Annotated in this window: 20 protein-coding genes and 3 tRNA genes; 16 read left to right on the forward strand and 7 right to left on the reverse strand. The window is 33.9% G+C overall.

Annotated elements, in window-relative coordinates; all coding sequences use genetic code 11:
• Positions 1-115: 115 nt before the first annotated feature.
• Positions 116-4,642 (reverse strand): translocation/assembly module TamB domain-containing protein, encoded by a 4,527-nt coding sequence (locus tag ACRDEC_RS07425; protein ID WP_431497706.1) that lies wholly within the window; start codon positions 4,640-4,642, stop codon positions 116-118.
• A gap of 132 nt (positions 4,643-4,774) precedes the next feature.
• Here ACRDEC_RS07425 and tsaD point away from each other — a divergent pair, with 132 nt between their 5' ends.
• From tsaD to ACRDEC_RS07460, 7 genes are all read left to right on the forward strand, one after another.
• On the forward strand, positions 4,775-5,797 hold the full coding sequence (gene tsaD, locus ACRDEC_RS07430) for a tRNA (adenosine(37)-N6)-threonylcarbamoyltransferase complex transferase subunit TsaD (RefSeq protein WP_431497725.1): 1,023 nt from the start codon (positions 4,775-4,777) through the stop codon (positions 5,795-5,797).
• A 1-nt stretch (position 5,798) separates the two neighbouring features.
• On the forward strand, positions 5,799-6,503 hold the full coding sequence (locus ACRDEC_RS07435; protein WP_431497707.1) for a 16S rRNA (uracil(1498)-N(3))-methyltransferase: 705 nt from the start codon (positions 5,799-5,801) through the stop codon (positions 6,501-6,503).
• 37 nt (positions 6,504-6,540) lie between these two features.
• On the forward strand, positions 6,541-7,179 hold the full coding sequence (locus tag ACRDEC_RS07440) for a DUF4159 domain-containing protein (RefSeq protein WP_431497708.1): 639 nt from the start codon (positions 6,541-6,543) through the stop codon (positions 7,177-7,179).
• Between the two features lie 168 nt (positions 7,180-7,347).
• Complete coding sequence (locus ACRDEC_RS07445; protein WP_431497709.1) at positions 7,348-8,298, forward strand: zinc metalloprotease; 951 nt, start codon at positions 7,348-7,350, stop codon at positions 8,296-8,298.
• Positions 8,299-8,374: 76 nt separating this feature from the next.
• Positions 8,375-9,463, forward strand: a complete 1,089-nt coding sequence (locus tag ACRDEC_RS07450) for an AI-2E family transporter (RefSeq protein WP_431497710.1) — start codon at positions 8,375-8,377, stop codon at positions 9,461-9,463.
• Between the two features lie 2 nt (positions 9,464-9,465).
• Positions 9,466-10,644 (forward strand): THUMP-like domain-containing protein, encoded by a 1,179-nt coding sequence (locus ACRDEC_RS07455; protein WP_431497711.1) that lies wholly within the window; start codon positions 9,466-9,468, stop codon positions 10,642-10,644.
• A 5-nt stretch (positions 10,645-10,649) separates the two neighbouring features.
• A complete protein-coding gene (locus ACRDEC_RS07460; protein WP_431497712.1) occupies positions 10,650-11,222 on the forward strand; it encodes a hypothetical protein in 573 nt (190 codons plus the stop codon).
• On the opposite strand, the gene ACRDEC_RS07465 is transcribed toward ACRDEC_RS07460, so the two are convergent.
• The 4 genes from ACRDEC_RS07465 to ACRDEC_RS07480 form a co-directional block, all read right to left on the reverse strand.
• Positions 11,219-11,890: a M15 family metallopeptidase gene (locus ACRDEC_RS07465; RefSeq protein WP_431497713.1), complete on the reverse strand. Its 672-nt coding sequence runs from the start codon at positions 11,888-11,890 to the stop codon at positions 11,219-11,221. The genes ACRDEC_RS07460 and ACRDEC_RS07465 overlap by 4 nt on opposite strands.
• Positions 11,891-12,077: 187 nt before the next feature.
• A tRNA-Arg gene (locus ACRDEC_RS07470) sits at positions 12,078-12,151 on the reverse strand.
• A 25-nt stretch (positions 12,152-12,176) separates the two neighbouring features.
• Positions 12,177-12,251 (reverse strand) — tRNA-Pro (locus tag ACRDEC_RS07475).
• A 12-nt stretch (positions 12,252-12,263) separates the two neighbouring features.
• Positions 12,264-12,347 (reverse strand) — tRNA-Ser (locus ACRDEC_RS07480).
• Between the two features lie 261 nt (positions 12,348-12,608).
• Here ACRDEC_RS07480 and ACRDEC_RS07485 point away from each other — a divergent pair.
• Together ACRDEC_RS07485 and ACRDEC_RS07490 are read left to right on the forward strand one after the other, a co-directional pair.
• Complete coding sequence (locus tag ACRDEC_RS07485) at positions 12,609-13,784, forward strand: acetyl-CoA C-acyltransferase (protein WP_431497714.1); 1,176 nt, start codon at positions 12,609-12,611, stop codon at positions 13,782-13,784.
• A gap of 170 nt (positions 13,785-13,954) precedes the next feature.
• Positions 13,955-14,716, forward strand: a complete 762-nt coding sequence (locus ACRDEC_RS07490; protein ID WP_431497715.1) for an NlpC/P60 family protein — start codon at positions 13,955-13,957, stop codon at positions 14,714-14,716.
• 54 nt (positions 14,717-14,770) lie between these two features.
• Here ACRDEC_RS07490 and ACRDEC_RS07495 read toward each other — a convergent pair whose 3' ends face one another.
• Together ACRDEC_RS07495 and gyrA are read right to left on the reverse strand one after the other, a co-directional pair.
• Complete coding sequence (locus tag ACRDEC_RS07495) at positions 14,771-16,048, reverse strand: tetratricopeptide repeat protein (protein WP_431497716.1); 1,278 nt, start codon at positions 16,046-16,048, stop codon at positions 14,771-14,773.
• A 21-nt stretch (positions 16,049-16,069) separates the two neighbouring features.
• Positions 16,070-18,607 (reverse strand): DNA gyrase subunit A, encoded by a 2,538-nt coding sequence (gyrA, locus tag ACRDEC_RS07500; RefSeq protein ID WP_431497717.1) that lies wholly within the window; start codon positions 18,605-18,607, stop codon positions 16,070-16,072.
• Between the two features lie 264 nt (positions 18,608-18,871).
• Here gyrA and ACRDEC_RS07505 point away from each other — a divergent pair, with 264 nt between their 5' ends.
• From ACRDEC_RS07505 to ACRDEC_RS07535, 7 genes are read left to right on the forward strand one after another with little or no spacing between them, the layout of a single operon-like run.
• Positions 18,872-21,418: an ATP-dependent Clp protease ATP-binding subunit gene (locus ACRDEC_RS07505; protein WP_431497718.1), complete on the forward strand. Its 2,547-nt coding sequence runs from the start codon at positions 18,872-18,874 to the stop codon at positions 21,416-21,418.
• Positions 21,419-21,476: 58 nt separating this feature from the next.
• Complete coding sequence (gene rimK / locus ACRDEC_RS07510) at positions 21,477-22,841, forward strand: 30S ribosomal protein S6--L-glutamate ligase (RefSeq protein ID WP_431497719.1); 1,365 nt, start codon at positions 21,477-21,479, stop codon at positions 22,839-22,841.
• Between the two features lie 6 nt (positions 22,842-22,847).
• Positions 22,848-23,351: a DUF421 domain-containing protein gene (locus tag ACRDEC_RS07515; RefSeq protein WP_431497720.1), complete on the forward strand. Its 504-nt coding sequence runs from the start codon at positions 22,848-22,850 to the stop codon at positions 23,349-23,351.
• Between the two features lie 20 nt (positions 23,352-23,371).
• A complete protein-coding gene (locus tag ACRDEC_RS07520; protein WP_431497721.1) occupies positions 23,372-23,830 on the forward strand; it encodes an SRPBCC family protein in 459 nt (152 codons plus the stop codon).
• A gap of 20 nt (positions 23,831-23,850) precedes the next feature.
• Positions 23,851-24,429, forward strand: coding sequence for a TMEM175 family protein (locus ACRDEC_RS07525; protein WP_431497722.1), 579 nt, complete (start codon positions 23,851-23,853; stop codon positions 24,427-24,429).
• A gap of 10 nt (positions 24,430-24,439) precedes the next feature.
• Positions 24,440-24,868 (forward strand): SRPBCC family protein, encoded by a 429-nt coding sequence (locus ACRDEC_RS07530; RefSeq protein WP_431497723.1) that lies wholly within the window; start codon positions 24,440-24,442, stop codon positions 24,866-24,868.
• 1 nt (position 24,869) lies between these two features.
• Positions 24,870-25,061, forward strand: a complete 192-nt coding sequence (locus tag ACRDEC_RS07535) for a GldL-related protein (RefSeq protein ID WP_431497724.1) — start codon at positions 24,870-24,872, stop codon at positions 25,059-25,061.
• Positions 25,062-25,328 lie beyond the last annotated feature (267 nt).

The following is a 25,328-nucleotide window of genomic DNA, read 5'->3' on the forward strand; positions in this document are numbered from 1 at the left end:
TTATAGTTATGTAAATTTAATAAAGAATTACTTTTTTAAGGATAACAAATGTTAAATTATAAGAAATAGTTATAATTCCAAAAATTTTAGGTATTAAGTTCTTAAAAAAGATTTTTTAATTAGGATCAGGAGCAATATCCTGAGGCATTTTAGGCTTTTCTGCCGGTTTTTTCTGTCGATTATCTGTCGGATGGATATAGTCAGGAAAAGATTCTGAATCAGCAGGAATTTCTTTCTTTGAGTCTTTGTCTTTTTTCTTCTTTTGTGAAGCAAAAATTTTATTAAGCATCTCTTTGAATGTATTAAAATCTACCTCATATGAGATTCCCAGTCCTTGTGTATAACCAATTCCCCCTTCTCCAATAAAACTGATATCGTTTTCACGGTTAAAAACCCTAGCCTTCAGTGAGCCGTCTTCATTTAACCTTAATTGTACTTCAACATCTCCTACAATAACGGACTCATTTAAGCCTCCAACAGGAACTCCTAATTTACCATTAATTGTAATTTTATCACTGATTTGAGTCGAAACTGTTACCCCTACTTTACTATCAGCCTGTAATTCTGCACTTCTTCTGTCACTTTGTTCATAATAAGGTGATAATTTAAACTTATCATCTTCACTGGAAAAAATATCATCAAACAAACTATTTGCTTTTTCCAGCAAGTTACCGGTTATGGCATTCTCAGCTACTCCTTTGTCACTCAGAAAACTTCCGGAAGAAAGCAAGGCGATGGCTTGGGTTTGTCTTGTATCATTATCGTTTAATTTATAATCCAATTCCGATTTTTGCACAGAGCCTAATGTTGGGAAATTAATAGAAATCTCCGGTGTTGGATTTGTCAATTTATCAGTTAATTTGATAACAACTTCGGTATCTACTTTTTTGTTAAAAGAAGGATTATCCAATAAAACAGAAGGGTTTGCTTTTGTCGTATAAATTGCTTCCATATTCAGGGTAGCGTCTAACGGATTTCCGTTCCAGGAAATGAAACCTAACGGCTTTACTTTAAATTTCTTGTCAATGATACCACCATATTTGAAGTTGTATTCTCCTTCATAGACCTGGAAATCTCCCCACATCTTAAATTTACCGAGTGTGTTGATTTCCATAAGCAACTCTCCCATTCCTCGACCTTTGAGCGCATGCCCATTTCTATCAATTAGAACTTCTATTTCAGCATCTTTAGTAATCGCAAGTTCAAACTTAAGTTCTACACCATTGTATTTTTTACCTTTTGCCGCTTTCTTACCATCAACAGCTACGTCTTTTGATGATTTAAATCGGATATAATCTTTTTCAGAAGTTGATTCAGAATCGCTAATTGGTATTTTTATAGATGTCCCCTTTCCTGATTTGGCATTTACATTAATAACCAAATCATTTATAGGCCCTTTTATTGAGGCTTCACCATCAATAAAAGCAGTTCCAAAATACAACGCATCATCGGAATCTTTAGTATCTAAAGCCAAAAACCTATTTGATGAGAGGTTTAAATCCAAAAACCAATTGGCAAATTTAGTATGTCGGATTCCTCCGGTTAAGACTCCTTTTGTTCCATATTTTGAATCGATTAAATCAATGTTACGGAACGAAAACTGATGTTCTGTCAAGTCAACCACCGCATTGTTTTCCATATTGTAATCGACGTTCAAATATGGTATTTTAAGCCCAGCCTTATTAAGATACAAACGGCCGGTTATATCCGGGTTTTTTAAATCTCCTTCAAATTTAGCAGATCCGGATGCAAATCCTCTAATGTCTTTGATAACATCTCCTCCCAACGGGCTAAATACTGCCATATTGAAACTATCCAGTCGTAAATCTAAATCAAGCTGAGTAGTTTTACCTTCAACGGTCACGTTTCCATCGGCTGAAAATGATTCTAATCCATCGTTTCTTAAAACAGAATGTACATTAAAGTTTTTGAATGAATTATCTCCTTTTACATCAATATCCAATTTTCCAAGAGCTAAACCATTAATACTCAAGCTGTCTATAGCCAAAGAAGAAGAAGGTTCGTAAATCGATTTATTTTGTTTAAAATCAACTATTCCGTTAACTTTCCCTTTTATCTTCAAACTGTCTATGGATGGGGTAATTTTATCCAGATTGACATCCTTGAATGATAGTTTCAAGTCTTTATACGTTGAATCCCGCAAAACTCCCATCAGCTCCATAACTTGATTCTCGTGGGACATAGCGATTCTTTCGACAGAAAAATCAGTTAGTTTTTTATTGAAAACAATCTTATTGTCTTTAGATTCATCCTCATTAATAAACCACAAGTAATCTTTAAAGTTGACTTCTGACTTTTTAATCCCCACAACACTTTTATTCTCTTCATTGATGGTGTGATACAAGTTTAAATTGAAATAATCCTTTCCTTGTTTGCCACCTTTGAACTCTGTCCTGAAAAATAAAGTATCATTAGCCGTTACGTTAATCAGGTTCAAATCTGAAATTTTATAATATTTTGTCCTTATACTGTCCATTTCAATGAAAGCATTGTACAAAGGATTCTTATTGTCAATATCAATATTAATATTGTCAAAATAATTGTCATATGCCGTTATGCTTGGTGACTTAAAGTTAAACTTAAACTCGTTGCTGTCTGAATTTATTGAGCCTTTCATGAAAGTGTTCTCTCCCAGAGAAACTTCGGGTAAAAATATTTCTATCAGTTTGCTGTAAACATTAAAATCAAACTTTAAAAACTGTCCTTTACTTACTTTATTTGGAGAATAATTGGCATAAAGACTTCCTAGAGAATTTTCAATTAATTTTGGAAGCTGCTTGAACTGAAACTTCCCTTCCACTTTACCTTCAATAATATCCGGTGAATTTATAGTGATTGTTCGAACTCTATTTTCATCGAAAGTGGATTTAACCACAAAATCATCAAAGAAATAAGTATCCTTATTATTTTCATAAGATGTTTGGTTTATAAACACTTCTCCATGCAGGTTATCGATACTATTTCCTTGCAATTTCATAGTAACATCACCACGGAAAACAGAAATAGAATCTGCTGTATACAATTTAAGCTTTCTCAGATTTGCATATTCTACATTGGCATGAAAATCGTACTTATTTTCCCTGTTGTTTAAATCCAAAGCACCATCAAAACTCATTTGCAGATTTGGATCGTGAACAGCTAATTCTCCTTTAAAAATGGATTTATCCATAGTTCCATCAACTACAATGTCACGGTAATTGTAATTGTTATAGTAAACACTCTGTATATTTCCTTTCAGCTCTGTACTTAAGTATTTTTGGGTAAATCCTTTACCATCAACATCGAAATCCAAATTTACGACGCCAATATCAGTTCTGCTCAACAGTTTACCAAGATTAAAATTCTCAAGTTTGACATTTCCAACATAAGTAGCATTGTCAATATTATTGATATTGGTCATGCTCAAATTTGATTTAGCGTTACCCAAAGCTGTATTTAAAAAAATGTCAGCTTTGATGGTATTTAAAGTAACTTCAGTTGTTCCGGAAATGGTAAATTTTCCAAATTTTTTAAACGTTGTTGGAAGATTTTCACCCAAAACCCTAGGCAAAATAGCATTCAGATCATTATATGTTGAAGCAATCTTAGAAAAATTCCCTTTCATGTAAAAATCATTTTTCCTTTTGGAAAACAAATTTTTAAACCTGAAGTCTCCAATGATTTCAGAGCTATTATTATCTATTAATTTTAAGTTTTTAGTAGAAAAATCATTCAGCGTCCCAGTTAATTTACCTCTAAAGTTGAATCTTTGGTTTTTTCCAAACTCGCCATAAAAAAGAATCAGATCATTTGATGAAATAGAAGCTTTATCAACCTTCACGTTAAATAAAACTTTATTATTGAAATCAAAAAAATCTTCTCGTTTATAGTTTAATGCAATAGTACCTTTTAAATCGGATTCAGATGTTTTCAGGTCCAGATTTTCTAATAAAATATTCTTTTTAGTATAGGTGAAATCGGAAGTAAGATTATCAACAATCAAACCTCTGTGATCTACAAAAGACATTTCTTTGATAGCTGTTTTTACATCAGGTCCGAAAATTTTAAAACTCTTTGTGTGTGCATTTAGTTTTTTTATATCTAAGATTTTTGGAGTACTGAGATTCTCATCTATTAAAATAAAGTGCCCGTTAATTACGTGGATATCATTAGCCGTAAGCAAAAACTTTTTCTTCGATGCTGTTTTTTTTCCATCATCAAAAAGGTTAATGAATTTATCCAGATTATTCTCCTTATCTCCTTTGTAATTTACCAAGTGAAAATCCAAACCATGCAGGCGGACTTCACCAAAATGCAAATCACCATCAATTAACTTTTTAAAATCAAGAATACTTGTCTGAAGAGTGTTAATATGGAAAAGCGTATCTTTTTTATAGTCTTTGACCAAAACCTTTTTAAGCTTAATACCACCAAATATGGTAAAAGTAGCCTGATCAACAGAAATATCCGTACCGAAATCTTCATTTAATTTTTCGGTAACATATTGTGCAATTTTGGTTTGAACCGAAGGTAATGAAAGCGTAATACCAAGTGTCAGCAATAGCAAAATGAGTCCTAAAAGGAAATATAATGCAATTTTTTTAAACTTTTTGAGACCTGTATTTTTTTTATTTTGTTCCAAGGATATTACTTTCCAAAAGGTAAAAGCCCCAAAATGATTTCAATTGACAAAAAATCTTTATTTTTGGGCTTCGATGTAAAATTAAATATTTTTAATCGGTTTATCAAATATAACGCAAATTCCGTGCCTTTTATGCATCAAAAACCAATTTTTATTCTGGCTATCGAAAGTTCATGTGATGATACAGCAGCTGCCGTTTTACAAAACAGTAAAGTTTTGTCAAATGTTGTCGCGCAACAAGCTATACATGAGCAATATGGAGGAGTTGTACCGGAATTAGCTTCACGTGCACATCAGCAAAATATAGTTCCGGTTATTGACATTGCATTAAAAAAAGCAAATATTGATAAATCGCAGCTTTCCGGCATAGCTTTTACACAAGGTCCGGGATTAATGGGCTCACTTTTGGTGGGAAGTTCCTTTGCCAAATCAATGGCAATATCACTGAATATACCCTTAATGGCAGTAAATCATATGCATGCACATATCCTTGCTCATTTTATTGATGAAGAAGGTTTTGATAAGCCTGAATTTCCATTTCTGGCAATGACTATTTCGGGCGGACATACTCAAATTGTTAAAGTGAATAGCTTTTTTAGTATGGAAATCATTGGAGAAACCACTGATGATGCTGTTGGAGAAGCTTTCGACAAAAGTGCAAAAATATTGGGACTGCCCTATCCTGGAGGCCCGCTGGTTGATAAATACGCTCAATTAGGAAATCCCAAAGCGTTTCAGTTTACAAAACCAAAGGTAGAAGGACTAAATTTCAGCTTCAGCGGATTAAAAACGCAAATTTTATATTTTATACAGAAAAATGTAAAAGAAAATCCAAACTTTATCCAAGAGAATTTAAATGACATCTGTGCTTCCATTCAATATACGATTATCCAGATATTAATGGAAAAATTAAAATTGGCCGTTGCTGAAACAGGGATCAGACAAATTGCAATTGGTGGCGGAGTTTCTGCCAATTCCGGAATTAGAAATACATTAAAGGAAGGTGAGAAAAAATACGGATGGAAAACCTTTATTCCTAAGTTTGAATACACAACAGATAACGCTGCGATGATTGGAATTGTTGGATATCACAAGTATTTAGAAAAAATATTTAACGATGCTACTGTAGTATCTAAAGCAAGAATTGAATTTTAACATGCAATTATTCTACACTCCTGATATCTATTCAGACGCTAAAGAATTTTCTTTTGACAAAGAAGAAAGTAAACATATAGTTAAAGTATTACGCAAAAAAGAAGGTGATATATTGCATGTGACTAATGGTTTAGGTAATTTATTTTCCACTGAAATCATATTGGCTTCCGACAGAAAATGTACCGTAAAAATCATTGAAGTAAAGACTTCCGAACCGACCGGTTTTTACCTTCACTTGGCTGTTGCTCCGACTAAAATGAATGATCGTTTTGAATGGTTTTTGGAAAAAGCCACTGAAATTGGAATTCACGAAATCACTCCTATTATATGTGATCATTCGGAAAGAAAAGTGATTAAAACCGAACGTTTTGATAAAATTATTCAATCAGCGATGAAACAGTCTTTGCAATTTTATTTGCCAAAACTAAACGAACCCGTTTCATTTAAAGATTTTATCAATCAGGAGCATACCGGCAACTTATACATTGCACATTGCGAAGAAACAGATAAAAAACTATTAAAAGAATCCATCAAACCAAAAGAAAAGCACACCATTCTGATTGGTCCGGAAGGTGATTTTTCCGAAAAAGAAATTCAATTAGCATTGGGTAATAATTATATTCCGGTATCTTTGGGAAACACTCGTTTACGCACAGAAACTGCCGCAGTAGTAGCTTGCCATAGTGTGGTTTTTGCAAATGAATAACCCGTAACAAGCCATATCAGGCATTCAAGGTTTCAAAATGAAAAAAATAGTATATCTTTTATTTTTTACTTCAACATTGGCTTTCTCTCAGGAAATTGCCCTTTTAAAATATTCAGGCGGAGGCGACTGGTATGCAAATCCAACAGCTTTACCTAATTTAATAAGATTCTGCAATCAAAATGTCAATACAAGGATAAATCCTAAACCGGTAACTGTTTCTCCGGGAAGCCCAGATATATTTTCCTACCCTTTTATACACATGACTGGTCATGGTAATGTGATATTTAATGATTTGGAAATACAAAATCTTCAAAATTATTTATATTCAGGCGGATTTTTACATATTGATGATAACTACGGTATGGATCAATATATTAGAAAAGAAATCAACAAACTCTTTCCTAATGATAATCTGGTAGAATTGCCTTCTTCACATGAAATTTTCCAAAAACCCTTCTCTTTTCCAAACGGACTGCCTAAAATTCATGAGCATGATGGAAAAAGAGCACAGGCATTTGGGATATTTATTAACAATAAATTAGCATTACTTTATACTTATGAATGCGATTTAGGTGACGGATGGGAAAATCCTGAAGTCCACAATGACCCGCAAAACGTAAGAGAGAACGCCTTAAAGATGGGCGCAAATATCATCAGCTACATTTTCAAAAATTAAATTCCACTCCCCCTATTGTGTTTGTATTCAATAAGTTATTAACAAAGTAGCGTCTTTTTAATTTGTTAATTTTTTTAGTTAATAATTTTGTTAATTATAATAATTTTTATAGTATTGCCAAACAATTAAATAAAAAACTAATAAATTATTAATTAAACCAAACAAATTATGAAAAAAATCTTATTGTCTGTTTCAGTAGTATTTTTTATGTTTTCTTGTCAAAAAGACGACACAACTGATGTTCAACCAGAAATGTCATCAGCTAAAGCTGGCAGATTTTGTGCTTCACAAGAAGTTTTAGAAAGACAACTTAAAGAAAACCCGGGGTTAGCTAAAAAAATGGCTGAAATTGAAGATTTTACAAACAATGCTATCGCATCTGGTCGTATTGTAAACGGTAAAATGGAAATCCCTGTTGTTGTAAACGTATTATACAGAACTGCTGCTGAAAATATTTCACTTGCACAAATTCAATCACAAATTGATGTATTAAACAAAGACTTTAATGCATTAAATTCTGATTATAATACACCTAATAACCCTTATTCATCTGTAAGAGCGAATGTTGGAATTAATTTTGTATTAGATCAGGTAATCAGAAAATCAACTACAAAATCGTCTTGGGGAACAAACGATGCAATGAAGAAAACTTCTGGTGGCGGTATGGCTGCCGTTTCTCCAACAACTAAATTAAACCTTTGGGTTTGTACAATTGGTGGTGGAATTTTAGGTTATGCACAATTCCCTGGAGGTTCTTCCTCTACTGACGGAGTTGTTATTGATTCTAAATATTTAGGAAATACAGGAACTGCAACTTATCCGTTTAACTTAGGAAGAACTGCCACTCACGAAGTTGGACACTGGATGAACTTACGTCATATCTGGGGTGATGCAACTTGCGGAAACGACCAAGTATCTGATACTCCGGTTCACAACACTGCAAACTACGGTGTTCCAGCTGTTGGTCACAGAAGTACTTGTTCAGGAACTCCACTTGAAATGTATATGAACTATATGGATTATACTGATGATAGAGGTATGTACATGTTCTCTAACGGACAAAAAACTAGAATGAACGCAATATTTGCTGTTGGTGGTTCTAGAGCTTCTTTCAGATAATTAAAAAATTAAGTTACCCTTAAAACTCGCTCTAGTAGCGAGTTTTTTTATTATATTCGTTCTAAAATACTCGAAAATGACTTCAAAAATAATTGCAAATGGAATAGTTCGGGCTGTTCTGGTTTTAACAGGAATAGCTTTGATTTTATCTTTTATTTATCAAATTCGAACAGTGATTACCTATATTATTGTCGCTTTAGTGCTTTCACTGATAGGCGGCCCTATTGTCCGGTTTTTGAAATCCCGTTTAAAATTTAAAAATACGACGGCGTCCCTGATGGCTCTATTTTTATTTTCACTTTTGATTATTGGTTTTATTTTGCTTTTTGTTCCTCTCTTAATTTCGCAAGGAGAAAATCTTTCATTGCTTAATACAGTAAAAATGGAAGAAGACTACAATTCATTGGTACTGAAATTAAACGATTACCTAAGCACTCATCAAATTGATATACAGCAGATTTATGAAAAATCAGGACTTAATTCCAAATCAGCTGTGAATATGATTACCGCTTTTTTTAATTCTTTTTTAAGCACCTTAAGCAGTCTTGGCGTTGGAATCGTTTCGGTATTTTTTATCACTTTCTTTTTACTGAAAGACAAAAGAAAATTCAATACTGTTTTTAAGTGGATTTTACCTGACGAACATGAAGACAAAATTCTGGCTTCAATTGACAAAACAAACCATTTGTTATCCCGCTATTTTATTGGCATCTTATTACAATTGCTTATTGTTTTTATCTTATATCTGATTGTTTTATTGATTTTTGGAGTGCAAAACGCCTTTATTATTGCTTTTTTATGTGCACTCCTAAATATAATACCTTATGTTGGCCCGTTAATAGGAACCTGCCTGGCAGTAATTTTAACCATGATTAGCAATCTTGGAAGTGATTTTGTTTCCGAAACCTTACCAACAACAGTTTATGTATTGATTGGCTTTTTTGTTGTTCAGTTAATTGACAATAATTTGAGTCAGCCAATAATTTTCTCGAATAGCGTAAAATCACATCCGCTGGAGATTTTTCTTATCATCCTAATTGGCGGGTATTTATTCGGAATTATAGGGATGATTTTTGCTGTTCCAGTCTATACCGTTCTAAAGGTTGTAGGCAAAGAATTTCTACCTGAAAATAAAATAGTCCAATTGTTAACTAAAGATATTTAGCTTTGAATTCAGAAATATTAAATGCTGATGTTCAGGATTTTATAAATAACTCTTTGGAAATAAATTTTACAAAAGTAGCTTTATTAAAAAATCCTTTCCCTGAAATTCCCTGGAACGAGATTTTAAATCAAATTGCTTCAAAAAGCAAAGCCAAAGAAAAACTTCCTACTTGGTTTTCCAATGAGGGAATAATTTACCCGAGCAAAATTTCCATTGAACAAACATCTTCAGAAGTTACTGCTGACTATAAAACGACTATTCTTTCAGGGGAAAGCATGATTGACTTAACAGGAGGCTTCGGTATTGATGATTATTATTTTTCAAAAAAAATAGACGACGTTATACATTGTGAATTAAAACCCGAACTCTCTGAAATTGTCAGTCATAATTTTAAAATTTTAAACTGCAAAAATATCACTTGTATACAAGGTGACAGTTTTAAAACATTAGAAAATTTAAATCGTCAATTTGATTGGATTTATATCGACCCTTCTAGAAGAAGTGATGCAAAAGGTAAGGTTTTTATGCTTCAGGATTGCTTACCAAATGTCCCCGAAAATCTAGAATACTATTTCACTTTTTCAAAAAGAATTCTTATCAAAACAGCCCCAATACTTGATATTACAGCTGGTTTAACAGAATTAAGAAATGTAAAAAAAATACATATTGTAGCTCTAAATAATGAAGTAAAAGAATTGCTTTGGGAAATTAAAAAGGATTATGTGGGTGCTATTTCAATAAAAACTATTAATTTTGGGAAAACTAAAAAAGAGAAATTTGAATTCGATTTGAATTCAAAGCCTAAGAATCCCTCTTATTCACTTCCAAAAAAATACATTTACGAGCCCAATAGTGCTATTTTAAAATCGGGAGCTTTCGATTTGATCTCCAGGGCATTTATGTTGGAAAAACTGCATCAGCATTCCCATTTATACACATCTGACGAAATAATCGATTTTCCCGGGCGGGTTTTTAAAATTGTAAACTCATTTGAATTTACAAAGAAAAACATGAAAGAAAACCTGCAGGATACAAAAGCGAATATTACCACGAGGAATTTTCCTGAAACTGTGGAAAATATCCGAAAAAAATACAAAATAAAAGATGGTGGTGATAGCTATACTTTTTTAACAACGGATGTAAATAACAATAAAATTGTTTTAATTTGCGCCAAAATTTAAGAACCATGAGAATTACAATACTATTTCTTTTTTTATCGTTTCAAACTTTGACTTTTGCTCAAAAACCCTGTGAATACGTTGTAAATGTAACGGATACATTAGGAACTCTGAAAGAAACAAAAAGTTGTTTGGTTTATGAGAGAGTATTTGGAAACTCATCGCAACTTATATTTTTATCCTTAATTTCAAATGACGGAATGCCTGTTTTAAATCTGCAGGTTATCCAAAAAAGCTCTGATTTTATAACTCCAAAATGCATTGACAAAAACTCCAGAATTTACTTCCAATTATCTAACGGTAAAATATTTACACTGCTTAATTCAACAGAAAACGAATGCGATAATTTAATTTATAATGAAACCGAAAAGTTAAACAACCGCTTATTGAATGCTCATTTTTTGTTTAAAAAAGACGATTATGAGGACTTGAAAAAATTCCCGATAAGCCTAATGCGGATAAAATATGCTTCAGAATCTATTGATTATGTTTTACCAAAAGAGCTTCGAGCTGAAAAAATTCAAGGAATCTTTGAACCCGAAAATTTCTTTATTGATAATTATTCCTGCATTTCCAATTAATCACATTTCCATGTGAAATTTGATAATTTGTCTTTTCTGGAGCCGACTAAATTATAATGCCACCATTCTGAATCATACGATTCAAAATTGAACCTACGCATAATTTTTCTAAGCAGTTTTCTGTTCTTAAGGACATCTTCCGGCAAATTGCCATAATCATGGCTTGATTCAGGTCCAAAAAAATCAAATGGAGTTCCCATATTCAATTCTTGTCCGTTTTCATCTACAAGGGTAATATCAACAGCTCCACCTCTGTTATGTATGGAACCTCTGGAAGGATTTGCCACATAATTTACATCAGGAATGATACTCCACATTTTCTTTTGCACGTCGAGAGGTCTGTAACAATCAAATATTTTTATTCTATATCCTTTTTTATTGAATTTTTTATTTGCATCTATTAAAGCTTTCACCGTTTTCAATCTTAAATAACAGGAAGGACAATCGTAAACTTTTGTTTTCAGAAAATTATCCTCAGAAGCATATTTCATGTCTAAGATAAAATCAGAACTGTAGTCATTAATATTTACAAAGCTGGTATCGCTGATTTCAATAGTGTCTTTTTCTGTTAGAAGAATTTTATTTTGCGCTATCCTCAAATCAATTGATGTAAAAGCGAAGATGCTATTTAATATAAAAAAGAATAAAATAGAAAGTTTTAAATTCATTTGGCGGCAATTATATTTCAGGAAAGGTACAAAATATAAAAGTTTTAAGACAAGTCGTATTTGAATAACTCAAATGAAAGGATATTGAAAATAAGTCGTGTTTCAAAATACAAAAACATACAATTAACTGAAGTTTTCCAGCTATTAATAAAAACAAAAAAAGCTTCACTAAATGTGAAGCTTTTTGTGATCCAATCAGGATTCGAACCTGAGACCTACTGCTTAGAAGGCAGTTGCTCTATCCAGCTGAGCTATTGGACCTAATACGACAATTTAAAAAAAATTGTCGGGGTGGCAGGATTCGAACCTGCGGCCTCCTGCTCCCAAAGCAGGCGCGATAACCGGGCTACGCTACACCCCGAGACAAAAAAAGCGGAGAGACAGGGACTCGAACCCTGGCGACCGTTACCAGTCGACAGATTAGCAATCTGCTCCATTACCACTCTGGCACCTCTCCTTTTACGTAAGGACTTACCCTTTTTTGCGGTTGCAAATGTAGGGCATGAAACCTATACTACCAACTTTTTTTTCCACTTTTTTAGGTAAATTTTGATATAATTTTTAAAAGTGTTAAAAATCAACATTATACAACAAAATTATTTTTAGAATAAATGATAAATTAATTTCAAATTACGGTTAAATAATGTCAATCTACCCATTTGAATTCTCCCTAAAATTAGTAAATTCGCAAAAAAATAATTTTAGAAAATCATTCAAAATGAAAAAAGTTGTTATCGTATCGGCTGTACGTACACCAATAGGAAGCTTTATGGGAGCATTATCCAGTGTTCCTGCACCGCAATTAGGCGCAATCGCTATAAAAGGAGCAATTAGTAAGATAAATCTGGACCCAGCTTTAGTTAATGAAGTTTTTATGGGTAATGTAGTTCAGGCTGGTGTTGGACAAGCTCCTGCCAGACAAGCAGCTATTTTTGCAGGCCTTTCAAATGAGGTTGCCTGTACAACAGTAAATAAAGTCTGTGCTTCAGGAATGAAATCAGTAATGATGGGAGCTCAAGCTATTATGTGTGGTGACGCTGAAATTGTTGTTGCCGGCGGAATGGAAAACATGAGTATGATTCCTCACTATGTACATTTAAGAAACGGAGTTAAATTTGGTCCGACAACTATGGTTGACGGAATGCAAAAAGACGGTTTAACCGATGCTTACGATAACAATGCTATGGGAGTTTGTGCTGATTTATGCGCAACAGAATATAAAATCACAAGAGAAGATCAGGATAATTTTGCTATTCAATCGTACGAGCGTTCTGCCAAAGCTTGGGAAGCAGGTAAATTTGATAACGAAATCGTTCCTGTAACTATACCACAAAGAAAAGGAGATCCGATTGTTGTTTCTAAAGATGAAGAATACACTAATGTGAAATTAGACAGGATTCCAACATTAAATCCTGTTTTTACAAAAGACGGAACGGTTACAGCAGCGAATGCTTCTACTATTAATGATGGAGCTGCGGCTTTGGTATTAATGAGCGAAGAAAAAGCTTTAGAGATGGGTTTTAAGCCTCTTGCTTACATTAAAGGGTATGCTGATGCAGCACAAGAACCAAAATGGTTTACAACGACTCCTGCTAAAGCATTGCCAATTGCGCTAAAGAAAGCTGGTTTATCGACTTCTGATGTAGATTTCTTTGAATTTAATGAGGCTTTTTCCGTTGTTGGATTGGCTAATGCTCAAATTTTAGGTTTAGATAACAATAAAGTGAACGTAAATGGAGGTGCCGTTTCATTAGGACATCCTCTGGGTTGCTCAGGAGCCAGAATTATTGTAACTTTAATGAGTGTTCTTGAACAAAACAATGCTAAAATTGGTGCAGCTGCTATTTGTAATGGTGGTGGTGGCGCTTCGGCAATTGTTATTGAAAGAGCCTAATTTTACCGGAATACCCTTAGCCCTGATTGCAACGAAAATCCTTTTTATTTTTTCTTAAAAATAAAAAGATTGAAGTGTAAAGCAGGAATAGCTTCAAATAGAAATAAAAATGATGGGTTTTGAATTTTAATCAGTTCAAAACTCATCATTCAAAATTTAAAATAATCTGAATGTTCGGAGTTTGTAATTTAGCCAATATTCCTTTGCGATTAGAACCAAGTGACCGAAGCGAGTTAGTTTCGCAAGTCTTGTTTGGTGAGCATTTTACCGTTTTAGAACACAATCCAAAATGGTCCAGAATTCAATTGGCTTATGATGAGTACGAGGGTTGGATTGATAGTAAACAATTTCAGGAAATTACTGAAAATCAATTTCAGCAGTTGTCGAAAGACAGTATTGTCTTGAATAACGATTTGATTGAATATATTACTTCTCCAAATAATTTATTAATGCCTATTCCGCTGGGAGCTTCATTATCATTTTTGAATAATGACTCCATTAATACTGGTAATTTTTCGTTTGAAGGATTGAAAACAAGTGGAATAAAACCAAAGGCAAATCTCATAAATACAGCATTTATGTATATGCATGCTCCTTATTTGTGGGGCGGGAAAACTCCTTTCGGTATTGATTGTTCCGGTTTTACCCAAATGGTTTATAAGCTCAATGGTTATAAACTTTTGCGTGATGCCTCACAGCAAGCAAATCAAGGGGAAGCTTTGAGTTTTATTGAAGAAAGCGAACCTGGAGATTTAGCTTTTTTTGACAATGAAGAAGGAAATATTATTCATGTTGGAATCATCATGGATGATAATTATATTATTCATGCCAGTGGTAAAGTACGAATTGACAGATTAGACCATCTGGGAATTTATAATGCCGAACTCAACAGGCATACTCATAAATTAAGAGTTATTAAAAAGATTATATAAAAAAAACGTTCGCAATTAGCGAACGTTTTTTTTACTTATAAATTCTGTAGAAAATTAATTTCTTGCTTTAAGTGCTTTGTACTTTTCAGTCATATCCAAAGCATTGTAAACATTTAGCAAAGTTGATTTAATATCTTTATCACCAGCAAAAAGCTCGTCTGCTTTTTCTAAATAAGGTAATGCTGATTTATATAATGCTTCACGCTTTGCTTTCAAAACATCGTATTTTTTATTATCCGCAGGCGAAGTTCCTAATTTATTCATTTGATCAACAAGTTCTTTTTCTCCTGAAAGTTTTAAAATTGCCAGATTGATGTATGCATTTTTATATTTAGGATCAATTTCTATCGCCTTTATATAATTTTTTTCAGCTTCAGCTTTTGCATTATCATCTTTAGACTGTGAAGAAATAACAGCCAAATTATAAAACAAATCTGCATCCTTTGGATTTTTGGCAATTACTTCAGTAATCAGTTTTTTATAGGTATCAAAATCATTCGTTTTAAGATACAAATCTGCTTCAGAAACAATTAAAGAAACATCCTCAGGGTTAGTCTTTCTTGCGTCAACAATTGCTTTTTTAGCCGATGGAACATCGTTTTTCTGAATGTATATTAAAGAGATGTTTTTATAAATTTCCCCTCTTTTTGACGGAACTTCTTCCACTTTAGGATCAGTATGTGTTCCGATTCTTACAGCATCGTCTCTTTCTTTTTTAGAATTAAACGTTTCGTCTTTATCGCTAAGTTTACTTTTTGCTGAATAATTAATCCCTTTTCCTGAATAATTAATTTCTTTCAGTTTGTTATAATAGTCTAAAGCCAAATCAAAATCCTGTGCGTTAATTGCAGTACTTGCAGCATAATACAACATAATTGAATCTTTTTTATCTAATTGATAAACCTGATACAATTTAAGAGCACTTTCTTTGAACTTTTTGCTGTTACTGTCAGCAATAGCACTATTGGTTAGTTCTCTTTTAACTTCATTTAAAGAAGTCTGTGCTTGAGAAGAATATTTAGATTTTCCAGATTTTCTTTCAGTTTCAAGCAACATATTGAATGCTTTAACAGCTTCTTCCAGATTTTTATCTTCGTCTACTTTTTTCTTAGCAAGATCAAAATAGGTATTTCCTTTTAAGAAATAGAATTGGGCTTTTTGAGAATCATCTGCATTTGCTATTAATGACTCTGCTTGGGTCAAAGCTGTTTTTGCTTCTGCTGGATTTCCAGATTTCAAGGCTTTTTCAGCTGTTTTTAATTCATCCTTCTGCGCAAATGTAGACACAGAAAAAATTAATGAAGTAGCTATTACTAAATTTTTAATTTTCATATGTAGGTATTTATAATTTAATTATTCTTGAGTTTCAGTTTCTTCGGAAATATCGTCTGAAACATCGTTACCAGATTCGTCATCTGAGATTCCTTCAGTAAGTTCCTCATCTTCTGCTTCGTCTTCACGTAATACTTTGGCAACAGCCGCAATTGAATCGTTTCCTTTAATGTTAATTAAACGGACTCCTTGCGTTGCACGACCCATGACTCTTAAATCAGAAACCATCATGCGGATAGTTAAACCTGATTTGTTAATAATCATTAAATCATCGGCATCAGTAACATTGTTTATCGAAACCAAAGCACCTGTTTTCTCTGTAATATTCAAGGTTTTAACTCCTTTTCCACCACGATTCGTGATACGATAATCGTCTAATGAAGAACGTTTTCCATATCCTTTTTCAGAAACAACCAAAATTTCGCTTTCCATATCGTTAACAGAAACCATGCCAATTACTTCGTCGTTCTCATCGGCTAGTGTAATTCCACGAACTCCAGAAGCTGTTCTTCCCATCGGACGTGTTTTACCTTCTTCAAAACGAACCAGTTTTCCTGATTTTACAGCAACCAACACCTGACTCTCGCCATTTGTTAATTTTGCTTCCAGTAATTCATCATCTTCCTTAATTGTTATAGCAGCAACACCATTTACTCTTGGACGAGAATACAATTCCAATGATGACTTCTTAACCTGGCCTTTTTTAGTAACCATAATTAAATAGTGACTATTAATGTATTCCTGATCTTTTAAATCCTGAGTACATATAAATGCTTTCACTTTATCATCATTCTCAATATTCACAAGATTTTGGATGGCTCTTCCTTTTGCTGTTTTCGATCCTTCCGGTATTTCGTAAACACGCATCCAGAAGCATTTTCCTTTCTGAGTGAAAAACATCATATATTGATGATTTGTGGCCACAAACATGTGTTCTAGGAAGTCCTGATCTCTTGTTCCTGCAGATTTTTGACCAACTCCTCCTCTATTTTGAGTTTTATATTCAGATAAAGAAGTACGTTTAATATAACCAGCATGCGAAATTGTGATAACTACTTGCTCATCAGCAATTAAATCTTCAATACTTACATCTCCTCCGGCATATTCAATTGTAGAACGACGAGCATCTCCGTATTTATCTTTAATTTCAGCTAACTCATCCTTAATCACCTGCATTCTCATTTCTTTGCTTGCTAACAATTCTTTCAAATAATTAATCAATTTCATGATTTCTTCGTACTCAGCACGCAATTTGTCCTGCTCCAGTCCGGTTAACTGACGAAGACGCATTTCAACAATTGCTTTAGCCTGAATCTCAGATAATTTGAAACGTTCGATTAATTTTTCTCTGGCTTCATCCGCATTTTTAGAAGCTCTGATCAATTGAATCACTTCGTCAATATTATCCGAAGCAATAATTAAACCTTCTAAAATATGAGCTCTTTCTTCGGCTTTACGCAAATCAAACTGCGCTCTGCGCGTTACAACATCATGACGGTGTTCTACAAAATAATGAATCAAATCTTTAAGATTCAGCATTTGAGGACGTCCTTTCACTAATGCAATGTTATTAACGCTGAAAGACGATTGTAATTGTGTATACTTATATAAAGTATTTAAAACCACATTTGGAACTGCATCACGTTTTAAAATATAAACGATACGCATACCATTTCTATCCGATTCGTCACGGATATTGGCAATACCTTCAATTTTTTTCTCATTAACTAAATCGGCTGTATGTTTAATCATATTAGCCTTATTCACTTGATAAGGAATTTCGGTAACAATAATAGATTCACGTCCTTCTACTTCTTCAAAACCGACTTTAGCGCGCATTACAACACGACCACGACCGGTTTTAAAAGCCTCACGAACACCATCCATACCATAAATTACACCTCCCGTTGGAAAATCCGGAGCTTTAATATGTGTAATTAATTCATCAATTTCAATATCGTTATTATCAATGTAAGCCAATGTTCCATCGATAACTTCCGTTAAATTATGAGGTGCCATATTAGTAGCCATACCTACTGCAATACCGGAAGCTCCATTAATCAAAAGATTAGGAACACGTGTTGGCATTACTTTAGGCTCTTGAAGGGTATCATCAAAGTTTAATTGGAAGTCAACCGTTTCTTTCTCAATATCTGCCAGAATTTCTTCTGACATTTTTTTCATTCTTGCTTCTGTATAACGCATTGCCGCAGGACTATCTCCATCGACAGAACCAAAGTTACCCTGACCGTCTACAAGAAGATAACGTAAACTCCATTCCTGAGCCATACGAACCATCGCATCATAAACCGAAGTATCACCGTGCGGATGATACTTACCTAATACTTCACCGACAATTCTCGCTGATTTTTTATGCGCTTTATTTGAATAAACTCCTAATTCATGCATACCAAACAGAACTCTTCTGTGAACAGGCTTTAAACCATCTCTCACGTCAGGTAAGGCACGCGATACAATAACTGACATCGAATAATCGATGTAAGCTGATTTCATTTCGTCTTCAATGTTAATTGGAATTAACTTTTCTCCGTCAGACATAAGTATTTCTGTATTAATTTATTTTATTTTATTTTCAAAACGTGCTAATATACGGATTTCTGAATTTTTAATTGTCTTTTAAGAGAACATATTTTAATGATTTATTAACAAAATAAACCGCTATAATGGTTAATAAATAAAGCATAAATTAGCTTTTCTTTTTCAATATTTTTTTGTCAATTAGCTGACAGTACTTTTAGATTAGGAACGATTTTTGCATATGGTTTCATAAATCACTAAATTTACATTAATAACCACACTATTATGGACGATAATTTTTCACCAAGGGTAAAAGATGTTATTACTTACAGTAAGGAAGAAGCATTGCGTTTAGGCCATGATTTTATTGGTACTGAACATTTAATGTTAGGTATTTTGCGTGATGGAAATGGGTCAGCTATTAATATTTTAAATAATCTGTCTGTAGATTTAGAACATTTACGCAGAAAAGTAGAAATCCTTAGTCCCGCAAATCCTAACCCTGTAGCCGGAAACGATAAGAAAAATTTGCATCTGACGAGACAGGCCGAGAGGGCACTTAAAACAACTTTTTTAGAAGCTAAAGTTTTTCAGAGCTCTTCAATAAGTACGGCTCATTTGCTGTTATGTATCTTACGCAACGAAAATGACCCTACAACAAAATTGCTTAATAAATTAAAAATCGACTACGATGTAGCCAAAGAACAATATTTAACTATGATGCCAAACGAAGAAGATTTTCAGGATAATTTTCCTAAAAACGAATCGTCTTATAATGACGATTCAGGACAAGATGACAGTTTAAAAGAAGGAAACTTCAATAATCCTGCCAACAAATCGAATAAAAAATCGAAAACACCGGTTTTAGACAACTTCGGAAGAGACTTAACAGAAATGGCCGAAGAAGGTAAATTAGACCCTGTAGTAGGCCGTGAAAAGGAAATTGAACGTGTTTCACAAATTTTAAGCCGCAGAAAAAAGAACAATCCACTACTTATAGGGGAACCCGGAGTAGGTAAATCTGCGATAGCTGAAGGATTGGCACTGCGTATCATTCAAAAGAAAGTATCCCGAATTTTATACGGAAAACGTGTTGTTACTTTAGATTTAGCAAGCCTTGTTGCCGGAACTAAATACAGAGGACAATTTGAAGAACGCATGAAAGCGGTAATGAATGAATTAGAGAAAAACGACGATATCATTCTTTTTATTGATGAAATTCACACTATCGTAGGTGCCGGTGGAGCAACAGGTTCCTTAGATGCTTCGAATATGTTTAAACCTGCCTTGGCAAGAGGAGAAATCCAATGTATTGGAGCCACAACTCTTGATGAATATCGTCAGTATATTGAAAAAGACGGTGCGCTTGAAAGACGTTTCCAGAAAGTAATTGTGAACCCAACAAGTGTTGAAGAAACGATTACCATTTTGAATAACATTAAAAATAAATACGAAGATCATCATAACGTAATTTATACTCCGGAAGCGATTGAAGCTTGTGTAAAATTAACTGACAGATATATGTCTGAACGTTTTTTACCGGACAAAGCTATTGATGCTCTTGACGAAGCCGGTTCTCGCGTACACATCACCAATATTGATGTTCCAAAACAAATTTTAGATTTAGAACGTCAATTAGAAGAAGTACGTGAATTAAAAAATACGGTTGTTAAGCGTCAGAAATACGAAGAGGCGGCAAAACTCCGTGATGACGAGAAAAAATTGGAGAAAGATTTGGCTATGGCTCAAGAACTTTGGGAAGAAGATTCGAAAAACAACCGAATCCAGGTAACCGAAGACAATGTTGCCGATGTGGTTTCGATGATGACAGGAATTCCTGTTAACCGAATTGCTCAAACTGAAAGCAATAAACTGGCCAATTTACCTGAATTAATTCAACATAAAGTAATTGGGCAAAATGAAGCAGTTCTTAAAATTGCTCGTTCTATCCAACGTAATCGTGCCGGATTAAAGGATCCTAACAAACCAATCGGTTCGTTTATTTTCTTAGGTCAGACAGGTGTTGGTAAAACCCAATTAGCCAAAGTTCTTGCTAAAGAATTATTTGACTCAGAAGATGCTTTAGTTCGTCTTGATATGAGTGAATACATGGAAAAATTCTCTATATCCCGCTTAGTTGGAGCACCTCCAGGTTATGTTGGTTATGAAGAAGGCGGACAATTAACCGAAAAAGTGCGTCGCAAACCTTATTGCGTTGTGCTTCTTGACGAAATTGAAAAAGCACATCCGGATGTTTTCAACATGATGCTGCAAGTTCTTGATGATGGTTATTTAACCGATAGTTTAGGCCGTAAAATTGATTTCAGAAATACAATTATCATCATGACCTCTAATGTGGGTGCCCGTCAATTGAAAGATTTCGGGCAGGGAGTAGGTTTTGGTACTGCCGCTAAAATTTCTCAAGCAGATGAAAATTCAAAAAGCATTATCGAAAATGCATTGAAAAAAACTTTTGCTCCTGAATTTTTGAATAGAATTGATGATGTAATTGTATTTAACGCCCTTGAAAAAGAAGATATCAATTCAATTATAGAAATCGAATTAAATAAATTATATGCTCGTGTGAAAGATTTAGGTTACTCACTTTCATTATCTGATGAGGCCAAAGCTTATATTGCTGAGAAAGGTTTTGACAGGCAATTTGGAGCCCGTCCATTAAAAAGAGCCATTCAGAAATATGTGGAAGATATACTCGCCGAGGAGATTATCACTTCTAAAATACATGAAGGCGATAAAATTGAAATGGATTTAGATTCCAACTCACAAGAACTCAAAGTTTCTATCATAAAAGCAGAAAAACCTACTAATTAAGTAGGTTTTTTCTTTTTAAAGAAAAAAGTACTAATTTAGATGCTGAAATTTAATTATCATGTCTGAAAAAGCAATTGTAGGAAGCGAAGAATGGTGCTCCTTCCCTACGCTAAAAATTCCATTTATTAAAGCTCGTGTGGATTCTGGTGCCAAAACTTCGGCGTTACATGCAGTAAACATAAAAATATTTCAAAAACACGGAACGGATTGGATTCAATTTGATATCAATCCTTTACAAAATAACGAAAAAGCAGTTATTCACTGTGAAGCGCAGCTTATTGATCAACGAGTTGTAAAAAGCTCAAGCGGATTCAGAGAAAAAAGATACGTAATCAGAACCGAACTTCACCTTGGAGATGACACTTGGAGCGTTGAACTCACATTAACTAATCGTGATTCAATGGGTTACCGTATGCTTTTGGGACGTGAAGCCATGTTGGGACGTTTAATTGTTGATCCCGAAAAAAAATTTCAATTGGGTCAGCCTTCTGCAGAAAACCTAAAAACGCATTATTATACTGAAACCAATAAAAAAGGTTTAAAAATTGGCTTACTAGCCAGCAATCCTGAACTGTACAGCAATAAAAGGATTATTGAAGCAGGTGAAATGCGTGGTCATGAGATGCATTTTCTAAATTTGAAGTATTGCTACATGAAGCTTGACGCTACGAAACCCGAAATACATTATCGTGGAGGAAGAGTTTTGGATGATTTTGACGCTGTAATTCCAAGAATCAGACCCAGCATGACGTATTATGGTTGTGCACTGACCAGACATTTCGAATCATTGAAAGTTTTTGCGCTTAATTCGGCTTCAGCCATTACGCAATCGCGCGACAAATTATATTCACTGCAATTATTACTAAACAACGGAGTCGATATTCCGACCACAGGATTTGCCAATTCCCCATTAGACACTGACGATTTGATTAAAATGGTGGGTGGTTCTCCTTTAATCGTAAAATTATTGGAAGGGACACAGGGAAAAGGAGTTGTTTTGGCGGAAACCAAAAAAGCAGCCGAATCTGTAATTAATGCTTTTAAAAGCTTAAATGCTAATATCTTAGTTCAGGAATTCATCAAAGAAGCTAATGGAAAAGATTTGCGGCTATTTGTTGTTGACGGAAAAGTCGTTGCCGCAATGCAAAGAGAGGCTGCACCTGGGGAATTCAGAGCGAATATTCACATGGGAGGAACTGCTTCTATAGTAAAAGTCACCTCCGAAGAAAAACGAATTGCCATCAAAGCTTCTAAAGCAATGAACTTGAAAGTGGCCGGAGTTGATATTATCCGTTCGGCAAAAGGACCATTATTGCTTGAAGTAAACTCTTCACCCGGTCTGGAAGGGATTGAAGGCGCTACCCAAAAAGATATTGCCGGAGAAATGATCAAAGCAATTGAAAAAAACTTTAAATGGACCTAATTGTCTATGAATCCTTATCTTGAGATTATTCTAAGAAGTGCAGCCGTATATTTTTTTATGGTACTGGCTTTGCGTTTTTTTGGTAAGAAGGAATTATCACAGCTTAATACTGCCGATGTAATTTTAGTTCTTCTGATAAGTAATTCCGTTCAGAATGCCATGGTGGGAAGCAATACCAGTCTTCTTGGCGGATTATTAGCAGCATTTGCATTGTTTTTGATGAGTTTTGTATTAAAAAAAATCATGTTTAAATCACAAATTATAAATGATTTTATTCAAGAAAGGCCTGAGATTCTAATCCATAGTGGTAAAATTGAATTTAAAACACTGGCAAGACTGGGAATTACTTCCGAAGAATTGGAAGAAGCTATGAGAGAACATGGTGTCCAATATTATAAAGAAGTAAAATTAGCCATGCTTGAAGTAGATGGGAATATCAGCATTATTTCGGGTGACAATGATTTAAAACAAACCCATCATAAGCGAAGAATTCATAAAACATTGAGTTAGATAATATAAAAAACTGTAACATGAAACCAGTAGATTCAAATTTTGCCATGGCCGAAATGCTTATCCGGAAACCTGTTTCTGATGTATTTGGAGCCTTTGTTAATCCGGAAATCACAAGTAAATTCTGGTTTACCAAAAGTTCGGGAAGAGTTGAAACCGGTGCTAAAATTGATTGGACGTGGGAAATGTATAACCACACTGTCTCTGTTTTTATTAAAGATGTCCGGCAAAATGAATTCATCAGTGCTGAATGGGGAAATTATAATGAAACCACAACAGTAGAATGGACTTTTAAACCTATTAATTCTACTGCTACTTTCGTTAGTATTGTAAATAATGGTTTTAAAGGAGATCCGGACCAACTTATTTCTCAAGTTCGGGATGCTACAGAAGGTTTTACGTTAGTTTTAGCCGGATTAAAGGCCTATTTAGAACACGATATCCAGCTTAATTTAATTGGAGATCGATTTCCTCATTAAAAAAATAAGACAATACAATCATGAATAAAACTCGTTTGGAAGCCTTTAGCGATGGTGTATTAGCCATTATTATCACCATTATGGTTCTGGAATTGAAAGTGCCTGAAGGAGCAGATTTTAACTCATTAAAACCTCTCATCCCTATTTTCCTGAGTTATATATTGAGCTTTATCTATATTGGTATTTACTGGAACAACCACCATCACATGATGCATACCGTAAAGCAGATTTCTGGGGCTATTCTTTGGGCTAACCTGCATTTGTTGTTTTGGTTATCCTTAATTCCGTTTGTAACCGCTTGGATGGGTGAAAATTATACCGCTCCTTTTCCAATGTTATTGTATGGTGTTAACCTTCTTATGGCCGGAATTGCCTATTTTATCCTGCAAAATATCATTATAAAAAAACACGGTCCAAATTCCATTTTGGCAAAAGCAATTGGGAAAGATTACAAAGGGAAGCTTTCTCCTATTCTGTATTTAACTGGAATTGGATGTGCTTATTTCAGTCCGCTGTTTTCCGGTGTGATTTATCTTTTAGTAGCTCTGATATGGCTTATTCCGGATAAACGAATCGAAAAAATTATTGATAACGAATAAAAAAATTCAGATGTACACAATACTACATGATTTTCAGATTAATGTTTCAAAAGAGAAAGTTTTTGAAGCTGTCAGTCTGCCTAATAAATTAAATGATTGGTGGACATTGCGCTGTAGCGGAACGCCGGAATTGGGTTCTATTTATCATTTGTATTTTGCGGAAGAATATGATTGGTATGCCGAAATCACACAACTTAAAAACAACGGGCAAATTGAATTTACGATGACCAAGGCCATGGAAGAATGGTTGCCAACTCGCTTCGGATTTATTTTAACCGAAGAAAAACCAAATCAGACTTACGTGCAATTTTACCATACCAATTGGCAAAACACCGATAAAGAATTTAGGATTACCAGTTATTGCTGGGCAAATTTGTTACGCCAAATGAAGCAATACTTAGAAAAAGGAACTATAACCCCATTTGAAAAAAGAAATTAACATGAAATACAAACACATTATTATTATTTTCGTTTTGGCCTCGATTATTACAACTCTTGGAGCGTTATTAAAAATAATGCATTGGACGGGAGCCTCTGAACTGTTACTTGTTGGTATGCTGATGGAAGCCTTTTCAGGAGTGATGCTGATTGTTAAACTGGCCACTTCCAAAAACGATTTTTTGGATAAATAATTTAATACGGAAGTATTACTTAATGTGAAAAAAACGTCTTGTTCCGGAATACAAAAAATGTTTTCCGGAACAAGACGTTTTTTCTTTTAAAAAGAAAGTCCTTTATATTACAGAGAAGTCGTTTCAACTTAAAACAAAGTAGCTTCTATTTAAAATAAACATTCTCTAACTTGAAATAAAGTAGTTTCAACTTAAAACAAAATAGCTTCCATTTAGAATAAACATCCTCTAACTTGAAACAAATAGTCTTCAACTTGAAACAAAATA

Origin of the sequence: Flavobacterium sp. (assembly GCF_050696275.1) — a bacterium.
Classification (GTDB): domain Bacteria; phylum Bacteroidota; class Bacteroidia; order Flavobacteriales; family Flavobacteriaceae; genus Flavobacterium.

Coding starts and splice junctions, on each gene's coding strand:
- tsaD (WP_431497725.1), top strand. CDS start 4,775: ATGCATCAAAAACCAATTTTTATTCTGGCTATCGAAAGTTCATGTGAT.
- ACRDEC_RS07435 (WP_431497707.1), top strand. CDS start 5,799: ATGCAATTATTCTACACTCCTGATATCTATTCAGACGCTAAAGAATTT.
- ACRDEC_RS07440 (WP_431497708.1), top strand. CDS start 6,541: ATGAAAAAAATAGTATATCTTTTATTTTTTACTTCAACATTGGCTTTC.
- ACRDEC_RS07445 (WP_431497709.1), top strand. CDS start 7,348: ATGAAAAAAATCTTATTGTCTGTTTCAGTAGTATTTTTTATGTTTTCT.
- ACRDEC_RS07450 (WP_431497710.1), top strand. CDS start 8,375: ATGACTTCAAAAATAATTGCAAATGGAATAGTTCGGGCTGTTCTGGTT.
- ACRDEC_RS07460 (WP_431497712.1), top strand. CDS start 10,650: ATGAGAATTACAATACTATTTCTTTTTTTATCGTTTCAAACTTTGACT.
- ACRDEC_RS07465 (WP_431497713.1), bottom strand. CDS start 11,890: ATGAATTTAAAACTTTCTATTTTATTCTTTTTTATATTAAATAGCATC.
- ACRDEC_RS07485 (WP_431497714.1), top strand. CDS start 12,609: ATGAAAAAAGTTGTTATCGTATCGGCTGTACGTACACCAATAGGAAGC.
- ACRDEC_RS07490 (WP_431497715.1), top strand. CDS start 13,955: ATGTTCGGAGTTTGTAATTTAGCCAATATTCCTTTGCGATTAGAACCA.
- ACRDEC_RS07495 (WP_431497716.1), bottom strand. CDS start 16,048: ATGAAAATTAAAAATTTAGTAATAGCTACTTCATTAATTTTTTCTGTG.
- gyrA (WP_431497717.1), bottom strand. CDS start 18,607: ATGTCTGACGGAGAAAAGTTAATTCCAATTAACATTGAAGACGAAATG.
- ACRDEC_RS07505 (WP_431497718.1), top strand. CDS start 18,872: ATGGACGATAATTTTTCACCAAGGGTAAAAGATGTTATTACTTACAGT.
- rimK (WP_431497719.1), top strand. CDS start 21,477: ATGTCTGAAAAAGCAATTGTAGGAAGCGAAGAATGGTGCTCCTTCCCT.
- ACRDEC_RS07515 (WP_431497720.1), top strand. CDS start 22,848: ATGAATCCTTATCTTGAGATTATTCTAAGAAGTGCAGCCGTATATTTT.
- ACRDEC_RS07520 (WP_431497721.1), top strand. CDS start 23,372: ATGAAACCAGTAGATTCAAATTTTGCCATGGCCGAAATGCTTATCCGG.
- ACRDEC_RS07525 (WP_431497722.1), top strand. CDS start 23,851: ATGAATAAAACTCGTTTGGAAGCCTTTAGCGATGGTGTATTAGCCATT.
- ACRDEC_RS07530 (WP_431497723.1), top strand. CDS start 24,440: ATGTACACAATACTACATGATTTTCAGATTAATGTTTCAAAAGAGAAA.
- ACRDEC_RS07535 (WP_431497724.1), top strand. CDS start 24,870: ATGAAATACAAACACATTATTATTATTTTCGTTTTGGCCTCGATTATT.